This is a genomic window from Mycobacterium kansasii ATCC 12478 (assembly GCF_000157895.3).
In the GTDB taxonomy this organism is placed as follows: Bacteria; Actinomycetota; Actinomycetes; order Mycobacteriales; family Mycobacteriaceae; genus Mycobacterium; species Mycobacterium kansasii.
This window is the reverse complement of record NC_022663.1, coordinates 4,561,572-4,574,570: the sequence shown is the minus strand read 5'-3', so window position 1 is coordinate 4,574,570 and position 12,999 is coordinate 4,561,572. Positions and strand designations below refer to the sequence as shown.

The window sequence follows — 12,999 nt, the reverse complement described above, 5'->3', positions numbered from 1 at the left end:
TTACTGGTCGGTAGCGTTGCTCCACAAGGCTAGTTCGTGCGGCGTCGCAGGGCTGGTCTTCAGTCGAGATCGTCGTGGGCCATCAGGCGGCGGGCGGCCTCGGTGATCGAGCCCGACAACGACGGGTAGACGGCCAGTGTCTGCGCCAGCTCGTTGACCGTGATGCGGTTCTGCACGGCCACCGCGATGGGGAGGATCAGCTCCGAGGCGATCGGCGCCACCACCACGCCGCCGATCACCACGCCGGTGGAGCGCCGGCAGAAGACCTTCACGAAGCCTTGGCGCAAACCCGACATCTTCGCCCGGGCATTGGTTCGCAGCGGCAGCATGATGGTCCGCGCGGTCACCGACCCGTCGTCGATCGCCGACTGCGGCACCCCGACGGCGGCGATCTCGGGCCTGGTGAACACCGTCGCCGCGACCGTGCGCAACCGGATCGGGCTGACACCCTCGCCCAGCGCGTGATACATCGCGATCCGGCCCTGCATCGCGGCGACCGACGCCAGCGGCAGCAGCCCGGTGCAGTCGCCGGCGGCGTAGATGCCGGGAACCGACGTCCGCGACACCCGGTCCACAGTGAGGTAGTTGCCGGGCCCGAGCTCGATGCCGACCCGTTCCAGGCCCAGGCCCCCGGTGTTGGGCACCGACCCGATGGTCATCAGGGCGTGGCTGCCCTCGACGGTGCGGCCGTCGGTCATGGTGACCAACACGCCGGTGTCGGTACGGGTCACCGATTCGGCCCGGGCGTTCTTGACCAGCCGGACACCGCGTTCGGCGAACGACTCCTCCAGGACCAGCGCGGCGTCGGCGTCCTCGTACGGCAACACCCGGTCCCGGCTGGCCACCACGGTGACCTGCACGCCGAACTCGGTGTAGGCGTGGACGAACTCCGCGCCGGTGACTCCCGAGCCCACCACGATCAGATGCTGCGGCAGCGCCTCCAAGTCGTAGAGCTGACGCCAGGTCAGGATGCGTTCACCGTCCGGCCGGGCCGACGGCAGTTCCCGCGGGCTGGCCCCGGTGGCGATCAGCACCACGTCGGCGTCGTGCTCGCTGCTGACGGGGCCGTCCGGCCCCGAATCGGAATGGGTCGCCTTGACCCGGTGGCGGGCCAGGCCCGGGGTGGGGTCGATCAGCTCGGCCCGGCCGGCGATCACGTGGACTCCCATGCCGAGCAGCTGGGCGGTGATGTCGGCCGACTGCTCGGCGGCCAGTGCCTTGACCCGGGCATGGATCTGCGGCAACGAGATCTTCGCGTCGTCGATGTCGATGTCGAAGCCCAGGCGCTGCGCCCGGCGCAGTTCGGTGCGCAGGCCGGTGGAGGCGATGAATGTCTTGGACGGCACACAGTCGTCCAGCACGGCGGCCCCGCCGATGCCGTCCGAGTCGATGACGGTGACTTGGACTGATTCGGGGTGTGCGGTGGCTGCGACGATAGCGGCCTCGTAGCCGGCCGGGCCGCCGCCGATGATCACGATGCGGGTCACCACAGGCCTAACCTAGCCCGCTCACCCGGTACTTCACGAGCAGGCCGCAGCGCGGCGCAAGGGCGACCGCGGCGCGGCGCGCCGCAGCACCGGGTGAGGGCTGCATCACATCCGCCTCGGACCCTCGGGTAGCCGCCATCCATACAGCCGACGTTTAAGCTTTCTCCCGTGCCGCTCTACGCCGCCTACGGGTCGAACATGGATCCCGAGCAGATGCTCCAGCGAGCACCCCACTCACCGATGGCCGGAACCGGCTGGCTGAACGGCTGGCGGCTGACCTTCGGCGGTGAGGACCTCGGCTGGGACGGGGCATTGGCCACCGTCGTCGAGGACCCGGATTCCAGGGTGTTCGTCGTGCTCTACGACATGACGCCGGCGGACGAGAAGAACCTGGACCGCTGGGAGGGCTCCGAGTTCGGCGTCCACAAGAAGATCCGGTGCCGCGTGGAGCGGTTGTCGTCGGACACCACCACCGACCCGGTCCTGGCGTGGCTGTATGTGCTGGACGCCTGGGAGGGTGGGCTGCCGTCGGCACGGTATCTGGGGGTGATGGCCGACGCCGCCGAAATCGCCGGCGCTCCGGTTGATTATGTGCACGACCTGCGCACCCGTCCGGCCCGCAACATCGGTCCGGGGACGACGACCTGACCCGCGCCGGGGTGGACTGGCCCCGCCGCGATCGGCATCGCGACAGCCTCTGGCGACCGTTCGCTGGTATCGGTTACCGCATGACGCCGAACATCAGGGCGGTGCCAGCGGCGGCGAAGGCCTGGGACAGCAGCCCCAGCTCGGTAAGGGGGCCGGCACCAGCGGACCGGCCGGCGCGCCGCGCGCCGGCGTAACGCCATAGCCAGAGCATGGCCGCGATCGCGAACCCCAGGGTCACGATCCAGTTCGCCGTGGCGATCCACGCTCCGGTCTGCGGCGTCTGGGCTGCGGGCATCGACCCTCCGGCGATATGCGTCGGCGCCGAACCCGCCATCATGTGGTCCGGTGAATGATCGCTGTGGCCCGCCAGGCTGCCGTTCATCAGCGTGTACATCCATGCCATGGCGATCATCATTGTGGCGTTGTAGCAGTTGGCTATTCGGTCGCCGAGGGTGCAGCGTCGCCCGCCCGCCACGAGTACGAACCAGCCGGCGGCCAGAAGAAAGAAGACAATCGGCATCAGGCCGTGGGAGGCTGGTCCGATCCGCCAGGCCATGGCGATCATGGCCGCCGACATCGACAGGTGCAGCAGGTGGTCGACTGCGCGGGTCCAGCGAAGATCCCGGGTGCCGAAGAGGTAGAGGTCCCCTGCGATGCTGAGGCCGAAGATCGTCGCGACCGCCCAGCGCAGTGCCGAGTCGTTCAGCACGGCGGCAGACATCGTGGCGCCGGGAACTCCGGGTGCGGCGTGGCCGGCGGCAGCTGAGTCGCGTGACCGGATTCGCCAGGACCACAAGTGAAATCGCCGCGGTTGCATTCTGTGGACTTGCCGTGAAAGAAGCCGACTTCGACCATGCGAGTACCCTACCGGGGTATTGTAGTTTTGCAAGCTGGCACGCACGATAGGACACGATAGGAAAGGTTCGTTCAAAATGGTTTCATGGCATGGGCTCTTGGCGAAATCGGTACCCACATTGGTGACCGGCGTGGTGGGAGCGGCGGCCTATGAGGCGCTTCGTAAGACGGCGGTGAAGGTGCCGCTGCGGGAGGCGACGGTCGCCACCACGGCGTGGGGACTGCGTGGTCTGCGCACCGCAGAACGCAAAGCCCAGCAGAGCTCCGAGCAGGCTCGGCTGACGCTGGCCGATGTGATCGCCGAGGCGAAAGAGCGCATCGGAGAAGACGTTTCACTGTCGCAGGTAGCGGGCGGGTGCCATGACCACGATCGCTGATCTGCACCCCGACACCGATGTCGACCTGACCGTCGTATCCCATGCGGCGGGGCGGATGCGGGTTCACGTGGGCGGCTCCGGTTTCGACGAGATTCGTGCCGTCGCGACCGAAGAGACCGTCGCCACGGTGGCCGGTGTCCGGGCCGTCCAGGCATATCCGCGAACCGCGTCGGTGGTGATCTGGTATGGAGCCGAAGGCTGCGATACCGCGGCGGTGCTGTCGGCAATCGTTGATGCCCAACAGATCCCAGCAGAGTTGGTGCCCGCACGGGCCCCGCATTCAGCCGCCGCGCACAGCGGTGGCGTGATACGCACGATCATCGGCCGGCTGCTGGGCCGTCCGCGCGACGTTCCCCCGGATCAGGGCGGATGCGGCGAGGTTCAGGCTTCCTCGTGCCACGCCTCGCCCGGCGCGGATCCCGCGGCCGAGCGACGGACCTGGTTGCGCCGGGTCTGGCTGGCCTGGCCGTTCGGGTTGCTGTCGGCCGGGTTGACGATGATGGCCGCCCCATGGGCGGGGTGGTTGGCGTTGGCCGTCACGGTGCCGGTGCAATTCGTGGCCGGCTGGTCCATTCTCAAGGAGGCCGTTGCGCAGGCCCGGGCGTTGAGCGCCAACATGGACACGCTGATCGCGCTGGGCACACTGACTGCGTTCGGCTACTCCACCTATGAGCTGTTCGCAGGTGGCCCACTGTTTTTCGACACCTCGGCGTTGATCATCGCGTTCGTGGTGCTGGGCCGCTACCTCGAGGCCAGGGCCCGGGGCAAGGCGTCGGAGGCGATCAGCAAGCTACTTGCCATGGGCGCCAAGGAGGCCCGGCTGCTCATCGACGGCGAGGAGCAACTGGTCCCGGTCGACCGGGTGCAGGTCGGCGACCTGGTGCGGGTACGGCCCGGGGAGAAGGTCCCGGTCGACGGCGAAATCGTCGACGGACGCGCCGCCGTCGACGAGTCGATGCTCACCGGGGAATCGGTCCCGGTGGAGAAAACCGTGGGTGACCGTGTTGCCGGGGCGACGGTAAACGTCGACGGATTGCTGACCGTGCGCGCCGTCGCCGTCGGGGCAGACACCGCGCTGGCGCAGATTGTGCGTCTGGTCGAGCAGGCGCAGGGCGGCAAGGCCCCGGTGCAACGGCTGGCCGACCGCGTCTCGGGAATGTTCGTGCCGGCCGTGGTGGGTATCGCCGCCGCGACCTTTGCCGGTTGGACGCTGCTGGCCGCCAACCCCGTCGCCGGCATGACCGCCGCGATCGCGGTGCTGATCATCGCCTGCCCATGCGCGCTGGGCCTGGCCACCCCGACGGCCATCATGGTCGGCACCGGCCGCGGCGCGGACCTGGGGATTCTGGTCAAGGGCGGCGAGGTGCTGGAAGCCTCGCAAAAGATCGACACCGTCGTCTTCGACAAGACCGGCACCCTCACTCGCGCCCAGATGCGGCTCACCGATGTTGTCGCCGACGAGGCACACCGGCAAGACCTGGTGCTGCAGCTGGCCGCAGCGGTCGAGTCCGGTTCCGAACACCCCATCGGCGCGGCGATCGTCGCGGGTGCGCGTGAGCAGGCGCTGCCGATTCCGGCCGCGACGGAGTTCACAAACCTGGCCGGACACGGCGTACGGGCCGAGATCGACGGCCGGCCCGTGCTGGTCGGTCGGCGCAAGCTGATCGTCGAGCACGATTTGCTGCTTCCCGACCGCCTCGCCGACGCCGCCGCCGAACTCGAAGAGCAGGGCCGCACCGCGGTGTTCGTCGGGCAGGGGGACCGGGTCGTCGGGGTGGTGGCGGTGGCCGACACGGTCAAGGACGACGCCGCCGAGGTGGTCCGCCAGCTGCACGCAATGGGCCTGCAGGTTGCGATGATCACCGGCGACAACGCGCGCACCGCGGCGGCGATCGCCAACCAGGTCGGCATCGACCGGGTCCTGGCCGAGGTGTTGCCGCAGGACAAGGTCACCGAGGTGCGCCGGCTCCAAGACGAGGGCCGGGTGGTCGCCATGGTCGGCGACGGCGTCAACGACGCCCCCGCGCTGGCGCAGGCCGATCTGGGCATCGCGATCGGCACCGGCACCGACGTGGCCATCGAGGCCTCCGACATCACCTTGATGTCCGGCCGGCTCGACGGCGTCGTGCTGGCGATCCAGCTCTCCCGCCGCACCCTGCGCACGATCTACCAGAACCTCGGTTTCGCGTTCGGCTACAACACCGCCGCGATACCGCTTGCCGCACTGGGCATGCTCAACCCCGTCGTGGCGGGCGCGGCGATGGGGCTCTCCTCGGTCAGCGTGGTGACTAACTCCCTGCGGCTGCGCCGCTTCGACCGGCTGCCCACAGCCCCGAAGGAAATCCCGGCGATTGAACCCACCCGATGACACGCTGCCGGGATAGGACGGCGCTGATCTGGTGGCCCGAGTTGCAGACGCAACCGCGACTTTCCCATCGGCCACATCAGTCTCCAGGGGTTGGGGTGCGCGCTGCGCCTGGCCGTGTCGGAAATTCATGGTGATCGTGAATGCTGCGGTCAACGATGTCCTCGTGTGCAGCCTTGGATGCCTGGCTCTGTTTCGGCACACCGATACCGCACTTTCGCTCAAACCTCTTGTGGTGGCAGGCGTTCGGGGGATGTCACACGTGCTCACCGGATCGGCTTTGATGCCGCCGTATCGAGTGCGCAGTGACGGCTTTGACTGTGCATGTAGGGCGGGAAAGGCGCCCGATCGGCCACCCTGACGGCACAGTCGACGCCCCCAGCGCACACTCGGCGCCACCAGCGCACACTCGGCGCCACCAACGCACACTCGGCGCCACCAGCCACCAGCCGCCAGCCGCCAACGCCGACCCAACCGCGCCTGCACGCGATTTCATCTCCCCACACCGGGATACGGCGCCACAACCACCGTCAGCGTTAACTCCGTTGCGCACCTTGGCTTGTCGCTGAAACGCGGACTCATTGTGCACCCGCGACTCCGCTGAGCGTGGCGACTGGGATCAGCACCGCCCGGGGCGGCGCTCAGCGAGGTCCCGCCGACCCGGCAAACCACCGCTGGCCCAGGGGCCGCAGGCCGAAGCACAATGTGCCCGGCCATACGGTGAAAAGTCCACTGCGCCAGGCGGTCTGGCAAAACCGGATCAGAAGGCCGCCGCCTGCTCGATGATGTTGACCAGCACCCGCAGCCCGATGGCCAGGGCTCGCTCGTCGAGGTCGAACGTCGGCTGATGCAGGTCCAATTGCGGCCCGTCGCCCGACCACACGCCCAGCCGCGCCATGGCCCCGGGAACCTCCTCGAGATACCAGGAGAAGTCCTCGCCGCCACCGGACTGCCGGGTATCGGCCAGGACGTCGGGGCCGACGGCTTCGATGGCGTGAGTCAGGATGCGCGTCGAGACGTCCTCGTTGACCACCGGCGGCACCCCGCGGTGGTACTGCAGGGTGTGCTCGATCGCCAGCGGCGCCAGCAGCGCGTCGACGGCGTCGCGGATGATGTCCTCCAGGTCCACCCAGGTCTGCCGGCTTGCGGTGCGCACCGTCCCGGACAGGATGCCCGTTTGCGGAATGGCGTTGGCGGCCACGCCCGCGTTGACCGCGCCCCAGACCAGCACGGTGCAGTTACGCGGGTCGATACGGCGCGACAGCACTCCGGGCAGGCCGGTGATCAGCGTGCCCAGGCCGTAGACCAGATCGGCGGTCAAGTGTGGCCGCGACGTGTGCCCGCCCGGCGAATACAGCGTGATCTCTATCGAATCGGCTGCCGAGGTGATGGGGCCGTGCCGGACGGCGACCTTGCCCACCTCGAGGCGGGGATCGCAGTGCAAGGCGAAGATGCGCGACACCCCCGTGAGCGCCCCGGCCGCGATCGCGTCGATGGCGCCACCGGGCATCAGTTCTTCGGCGGCCTGGAAGATCAGCCGCACCCCGACCGGCAACTCGGGCACCGACGCCAACGCCAGCGCGGTACCCAGCAGGATCGCGGTGTGCGCGTCATGCCCGCAGGCGTGCGCGACATTGGGCATGGTCGAGGCGTACGGCGCGCCGGTGCGCTCGGCCATCGGCAACGCATCCATGTCGGCGCGCAGCGCGATCCGCGGCTGATGCTCGGGGCCGAAGTCGCACGTCAGTCCCGTGCCGCCAGGCAGCACTTTGGGGTTCAGGCCCGCGTCGGCCAACCGCTCGGCGACGAACTGGGTGGTGGCATACTCCTGGCGGCCCAACTCCGGGTAGCGGTGGATGTGGCGGCGCCAGGCCACCAGGTCGTCGTAGTGGGCGGCCAGCCACGACTCGGCGCTGTCGACGAGGCTCATCGGGCTGCCGCCCGGTGCTGCCGCGCAGCCAGCATCCGGTCCCGCTCGTCGGGATTCTCGGCGAGGCGAACAACGGTGCGCGCCAACATGATTGCGCCGTCAACGACCGCACGGTCGGCGCTGGGGCCGGCCGCGGCCGCCGCGAAGGCACGCTGGTGAACCGTGGCCCCGCCCGCTTCGACACCGATCACCGGATGGATCCCCGGTAGCACCTGCGTCACATTGCCCATATCGGTGCTGCCCATGGGCAGTGCTGCCTCGACGGCGGCGGGCACCGGGTCGCGCCCGAGCCGGCGCATTTCCTCCCGGCACGTGTCGACCAGCCAGGGGTCGGGCTTCAACTCCGCGTATGCGGGTGCGGCGGTGTCGATGTCGTATTCACATCCGGCGGCCAGCGCCCCCGCGGCAAAGCAACCATACACCCTGCCCTCCAGGTCACGCAGCGACTCGGACTCGAGCGCACGCATCGCGTAGCGCAGGGTGGTGTGCCCGGGAATCACGTTGACCGCCTGCCCGCCCTCGGTGACGATGCCGTGCATCATCTGCCCGGGCGCCAGTTGCTGGCGCAGCAGGCCGATGGCCACCTGCGCGACGGTCGCGGCGTCGGCGGCGTTGACTCCCAAATGCGGGGCGACCGCGGCGTGCGATTCCTTGCCGCGGTACTGCACGCTGACTTCCGACAGCGCCAGCGACCGGGCCCCGGCGATATCCGTGGGCCCCGGGTGCACCATCACCGCCAGCGACACGTCGTCGAACGTCCCGGCCTGCAGCATCAGCGCCTTACCGCCCCCGGACTCTTCGGCCGGAGTGCCCAGCAGCGCAACCGTCAGACCGAGGTCGTCGGCCACCTCCGCCAGCGCCAGCGCGGCGCCCACCGCCGAAGCCGCGATGATGTTGTGGCCGCAGGCATGCCCGATCTCGGGAAGCGCATCGTATTCGGCGCAGATCCCCGCCACCAGCGGGCCGTGGCCGAAGTCCGCCCGGAATGCCGTGTCCAATCCGCCGGCGGCCGGAGTGATCGCGAAACCGCGCTCGGCGACCAGCGTCTGCGCCTTGGCGCAGCTGCGATGTTCGGCGAACGCCAACTCCGGCTCTGCGTGGATGGCGTGGGAGAGTTCGACCAAGTCGCTGCCGCGGCGTCGCACCAGCGCCTCCACGCGGTCGGCGGCGGTGAGTGCGGGCATCTTGGCAGTATCTCATCGACGGGGTCAGGTTCACTGGCGAGCAGACACAGAGTCGCATGGCGCCGCCGAGCGGCGTGCGACTCTGTGTCTGCTCGCGATGGGTAGGCTCGCGCAGTGTGACTGTCGCGCAGCCCGATCCGCCCGAACTCGCTCGGCACGCGGCGCACGTCATCGCCGAGCGCACCGGGATCGGTCAGCATGACGTCGCGGTGGTTCTCGGGTCGGGATGGGCTGCGGCCATCGGTGCGCTGGGCCGGCCGACGGCCGTACTGCCCCAGGCCGACGTGCCCGGGTTCGCGCCGCCACGGGCCGCCGGACATGCCGGCGAGCTGTTGTCCGTGCCGATCGGTGATCACCGGGTACTGGTGCTGGCCGGCCGCATCCACGCCTACGAGGGACACGACCTGCGCCACGTCGTCCACCCGGTGCGCACGGCGTGCGCGGCAGGGGCACACACCATCGTGCTGACCAATGCCGCCGGCGGGCTGCGGCCGGATATGCAGGTCGGTCAGCCGGTGCTGATCAGCGACCACCTGAACCTGACGGCGCGGTCCCCGCTGGTGGGGGCGCAGTTCGTCGACCTGACCGACGCGTATTCGCCGCGGCTGCGTCAGCTTGCCCGTCAGTGCGATCCGGGACTGGCCGAAGGCGTGTACGCCGGCCTGCCCGGGCCGCACTACGAGACGCCCGCCGAGATCCGGATGCTGCAAACGCTGGGCGCCGATCTGGTGGGCATGTCGACGGTCCACGAGACGATTGCCGCCCGTGCCGCAGGCGCCGAGGTGCTGGGCGTCTCACTGGTCACCAACCTGGCTGCCGGCATCACCGGTGAGCCGTTGAGCCACGCCGAGGTGCTGGCCGCCGGCGCGGCGTCGGCGGCCCGGATGGGCGCGCTGCTGGCCTCAACGATCGAGCGCATAGCGCGCGTCTGACGCCCATGACGCCCGAAGAATGGATCGCCCACGATCCCGACCCGGTGACCGCCGCCGAGCTCGCCGCCAGCAGCGCCGACGAACTCGCCGCGCGGTTTGCCCGTCCGCTGACGTTCGGCACCGCCGGGCTGCGCGGGCCGGTACGCGGCGGGCCGGACGCCATGAACCTGGCGGTGGTGCTGCGCGCCACCTGGGCGCTGGCCCGCGTGCTCGCCGAGCAACCCGGCCCGCGTTCCCCGACCGCCATCGTCGGGCGAGACGCCCGGCACGGCTCGGCGGCCTTCGCCACTGCCGCAGCGGAAGTGCTTGCCGCTGAAGGGTTCTCGGTGGTGCTGCTGCCGGATCCGGTGCCCACACCGGTCGTGGCTTTCGCGGTTCGCCGCACCGGAGCCGCAGTCGGCATACAAATCACGGCGTCGCACAACCCGGCGACCGACAACGGCTACAAGGTCTACCTCGACGGCGGCATCCAGATCGTCTCGCCCACCGACCGCCACATCGAAGCGGCCATGGCCGCCGCTCCCCCGGCCGATCAGATCGCCAGAAAACCCGTCGAACCCGCTCACACCGATCTGCTCGACCACTACATCGAGCGGGCGGCCGGCGTTCGCCGCTCGACAGGCTCGGTCCGGGTCGCCCTGACTGCCATGCACGGTGTCGGCGGCGCGGTGGCCGTCGAGACGCTTCGCCGGGCCGGCTTCGCCGACGTGCACACCGTCGCGTCGCAGTTCGCACCCGACCCCGACTTCCCCACCGTCGCGTTCCCCAACCCCGAGGAGCCGGGTGCCACCGATGCGCTGCTGGCGCTGGCCGCGAGCGTCGGCGCCGACGTCGCGATAGCACTGGATCCCGACGCCGACCGTTGCGCGGTCGGCATTCCCGCCGCGACCGGTTGGCGGATGCTCTCCGGAGACGAAACAGGTTGGCTACTGGGCGATTACATCCTGTCGCAACCGCAAGACGGCACCAGGATAGTCGCCAGCACGGTGGTGTCGTCGCGGATGCTGGCGGCGATCGCCGCAGACTACGGCGCGGTCCACGTGGAGACCCTCACCGGGTTCAAGTGGCTGGCCCGCGCCGATGCGGAGCGTCCCGGAACCCTGGTGTACGCGTACGAGGAAGCGATCGGGCATTGCGTCGACCCGGCCGCGGTGCGGGACAAGGACGGCATCAGCGCCACCGTGTTGGTGTGCGACCTGGTGACTGTGCTGAAACGGCAGGACCGTTCGGTGCCTGACAAGCTCGACGAACTCGCCCGGCGCTATGGCGTCCACGAGGTTGCGGCGGTGCCGCGTCGGGTCGCCGATGCCGGCGAGGCCCAGGCATTGATGACGCGGCTTCGTGACACCCCACCCGATCGGCTGGCCGGTTTTCCCGCGACCGTCACCGACATCACCGACGCGCTGATCTGCACCGGCGGCGACGGCGACACCTCGGTCCGGGTGGTGGTGCGACCCTCGGGTACCGAGCCAAAGCTGAAGTGCTACTTGGAGGTTCGCTGCGCGGTGGCCGTTGACTTGGCTGCCGCGAGGCAGCGGGCCGGGCAGTTGCGCGCCGTGCTGGTCGCCGCGGTGGGCAGCTGGTGATCAGCGGGGGCCGAATTGGCGGTCGCCCGCGTCGCCGAGACCCGGCACGATAAAGGCCGCTTCGTTCAGCCCCTCGTCGATGACGGCGGTGAACAACCGCGCGTTAGGCGCCACTTTTTCCAGTGCCGCAATGCCTTCCGGCGCCGCGCATACGCACAGCACGGTGATGTCGCTCGCCCCGCGGGACAACAGCAGACCAATCGTGTACATCATCGACCCGCCCGTGGCCAGCATGGGATCCAGGATCATCACCGGCAGACCACTGAGGTCGTCGGGCAGCAACTCCAGATATGACACCGGCTGATGTGTTTTCTCGTCCCGACCGACGCAGACAAAGGCGACGTCCGCGTCCGGTAGCGCGGCATGCGCCTCGCTGACCATGCCCAATCCGGCGCGTAGCACCGGTACCAGCAACGGTGGTTTGGCCAGCCGCACTCCAGTCATCTCGGCGAGCGGCGTGCGGATAGGGACCGGCTCGGTGGGCGCGTCGCGGGTCGCCTCGTACACCAATGCCAGCGTCAGCTCATGCAACGCGGCCCGGAAGGCGGCGTTGCGGGTGCGTTCGTCGCGCAGCACGGTCAGCCGGGCCGCCACCAGCGGGTGGTCGATGACGTGGACATCCACGGGGTGTGACCCTATAACGATCGGGCTCACGCCGGCTGACACGCTGGCTTTGGCGCTGCGGCGGGTCTAGGCCGCCCATATACTCCGGGCGTGCGCGGGCTTCGGGGGTTTGTGGCGGGGGCGGGTCGAGTCCTGGCGGTGTTCGGCGCGGTCGCGGTGGCGATGTCGGGCCAGGTCAGAGTTTATGACGGGGTGCGGCCGACGGCGGCGGCGCTGCCGACGTTCTCGCACGTGGTGGTTGTGGTGGAGGAGAACCGCTCGCAGGCCAACATCATCGGCAACCCGGCCGCGCCTTTCATCAATGCGCTTGCCGCCAACGGCGCGATGATGGCGCAATCGTTCGCCGAAACGCATCCCAGCGAACCCAACTACCTGGCGATGTTCGCCGGCAGCACGTTCGGCCTGACCAAGAACACCTGCCCGGTCGACGCCGGCTCGACACCCAACCTGGCCTCCGAACTGCTAGCCGCCGGGCACACTTTCGTCGGTTTCGCCGAGGACCTGCCCCAGGTCGGCTCGACCGTCTGCAGTGCCGGCAAGTATGCGCGCAAGCACGTGCCGTGGGTCAACTTCAGCAACGTTCCCCCGGCGCTGTCGGTGCCGTTCAGCGCGTTTCCACGGCCGGAGAACTACCCGAGTCTGCCCACGGTGTCGTTCGTCATACCCAACGCCGACAACGACATGCACGACGGCAGCGTCGCCGCCGGCGATGCGTGGCTCAGCCGGGAACTGTCGTCATACGCCAACTGGGCCAAGGCCAACAACAGCCTGCTCGTCGTCACGTGGGACGAGGACGACGGCGGCAGCCGCAACCAGATTCCGACGGTGTTCTACGGCGCGCACGTGCAGCCGGGCACTTACAACGAGCAGATCAGCCACTACAACCTGCTTTCCACGCTGGAGCAGATGTACGGCCTACCCAAAACGGGCAATGCGATGAACGCTCCCCCGATCACCGATATTTGGAGCGGTTGAGCACTACCGGGCCGGGCCCGTCGCCCGGCCGTCGCT

11 protein-coding genes are annotated in these 12,999 nt (G+C 69.3%); 6 read left to right on the top strand and 5 right to left on the bottom strand.

The window, feature by feature from the left end; translation table 11 throughout:
* Positions 1–59 precede the first annotated feature (59 nt).
* Positions 60–1,490, bottom strand: a complete 1,431-nt coding sequence (locus MKAN_RS19940) for an NAD(P)H-quinone dehydrogenase (RefSeq protein WP_023371405.1) — start codon at positions 1,488–1,490, stop codon at positions 60–62.
* A 165-nt stretch (positions 1,491–1,655) separates the two neighbouring features.
* On the opposite strand from MKAN_RS19940, the gene MKAN_RS19935 reads away from it, so the two are divergent.
* The gene (locus tag MKAN_RS19935; RefSeq protein WP_023371403.1) at positions 1,656–2,135 is read left to right on the top strand and encodes a gamma-glutamylcyclotransferase family protein; all 480 of its coding nucleotides are present in this window, start codon (positions 1,656–1,658) and stop codon (positions 2,133–2,135) included.
* A gap of 73 nt (positions 2,136–2,208) precedes the next feature.
* On the opposite strand, the gene MKAN_RS19930 is transcribed toward MKAN_RS19935, so the two are convergent.
* A complete protein-coding gene (locus MKAN_RS19930; RefSeq protein ID WP_160937816.1) occupies positions 2,209–2,856 on the bottom strand; it encodes a DUF5134 domain-containing protein in 648 nt (215 codons plus the stop codon).
* A gap of 211 nt (positions 2,857–3,067) precedes the next feature.
* On the opposite strand from MKAN_RS19930, the gene MKAN_RS19925 reads away from it, so the two are divergent.
* Positions 3,068–3,367, top strand: a complete 300-nt coding sequence (locus tag MKAN_RS19925) for a DUF1490 family protein (RefSeq protein WP_023371399.1) — start codon at positions 3,068–3,070, stop codon at positions 3,365–3,367.
* Positions 3,368–3,422: 55 nt separating this feature from the next.
* The gene (locus tag MKAN_RS19920) at positions 3,423–5,735 is read left to right on the top strand and encodes a copper-translocating P-type ATPase (RefSeq protein ID WP_103797892.1); all 2,313 of its coding nucleotides are present in this window, start codon (positions 3,423–3,425) and stop codon (positions 5,733–5,735) included.
* Positions 5,736–6,492: 757 nt separating this feature from the next.
* Here the strand turns inward: MKAN_RS19920 and MKAN_RS19915 are convergent.
* Positions 6,493–7,662 (bottom strand): M20 family metallopeptidase, encoded by a 1,170-nt coding sequence (locus MKAN_RS19915; protein ID WP_023371395.1) that lies wholly within the window; start codon positions 7,660–7,662, stop codon positions 6,493–6,495.
* Complete coding sequence (locus MKAN_RS19910; RefSeq protein WP_023371393.1) at positions 7,659–8,846, bottom strand: M20 family metallopeptidase; 1,188 nt, start codon at positions 8,844–8,846, stop codon at positions 7,659–7,661. The genes MKAN_RS19915 and MKAN_RS19910 overlap by 4 nt, the downstream gene beginning before the upstream one ends.
* A 116-nt stretch (positions 8,847–8,962) precedes the next feature.
* Between MKAN_RS19910 and MKAN_RS19905 the strand changes: the two genes are divergently transcribed.
* Both MKAN_RS19905 and MKAN_RS19900 read left to right on the top strand, forming a co-directional pair.
* Entirely contained in the window at positions 8,963–9,778 is an 816-nt protein-coding gene (locus MKAN_RS19905) for a purine-nucleoside phosphorylase (protein ID WP_023371391.1), read from the top strand.
* A 5-nt stretch (positions 9,779–9,783) separates the two neighbouring features.
* Positions 9,784–11,364, top strand: a complete 1,581-nt coding sequence (locus MKAN_RS19900) for a phospho-sugar mutase (RefSeq protein ID WP_023371389.1) — start codon at positions 9,784–9,786, stop codon at positions 11,362–11,364.
* On the opposite strand, the gene upp is transcribed toward MKAN_RS19900, so the two are convergent.
* Positions 11,365–11,988: a uracil phosphoribosyltransferase gene (gene upp, locus MKAN_RS19895; RefSeq protein ID WP_023371387.1), complete on the bottom strand. Its 624-nt coding sequence runs from the start codon at positions 11,986–11,988 to the stop codon at positions 11,365–11,367.
* 162 nt (positions 11,989–12,150) lie between these two features.
* Here upp and MKAN_RS19890 point away from each other — a divergent pair, with 162 nt between their 5' ends.
* Positions 12,151–12,963 (top strand): alkaline phosphatase family protein, encoded by an 813-nt coding sequence (locus tag MKAN_RS19890; RefSeq protein WP_042313825.1) that lies wholly within the window; start codon positions 12,151–12,153, stop codon positions 12,961–12,963.
* Positions 12,964–12,999 lie beyond the last annotated feature (36 nt).

Coding starts and splice junctions, on each gene's coding strand:
- MKAN_RS19930 (WP_160937816.1), bottom strand. CDS start 2,856: ATGTCTGCCGCCGTGCTGAACGACTCGGCACTGCGCTGGGCGGTCGCG.
- MKAN_RS19925 (WP_023371399.1), top strand. CDS start 3,068: ATGGTTTCATGGCATGGGCTCTTGGCGAAATCGGTACCCACATTGGTG.
- MKAN_RS19920 (WP_103797892.1), top strand. CDS start 3,423: ATGCGGGTTCACGTGGGCGGCTCCGGTTTCGACGAGATTCGTGCCGTC.
- MKAN_RS19915 (WP_023371395.1), bottom strand. CDS start 7,662: ATGAGCCTCGTCGACAGCGCCGAGTCGTGGCTGGCCGCCCACTACGAC.
- MKAN_RS19910 (WP_023371393.1), bottom strand. CDS start 8,846: ATGCCCGCACTCACCGCCGCCGACCGCGTGGAGGCGCTGGTGCGACGC.
- MKAN_RS19900 (WP_023371389.1), top strand. CDS start 9,784: ATGACGCCCGAAGAATGGATCGCCCACGATCCCGACCCGGTGACCGCC.
- MKAN_RS19890 (WP_042313825.1), top strand. CDS start 12,151: ATGTCGGGCCAGGTCAGAGTTTATGACGGGGTGCGGCCGACGGCGGCG.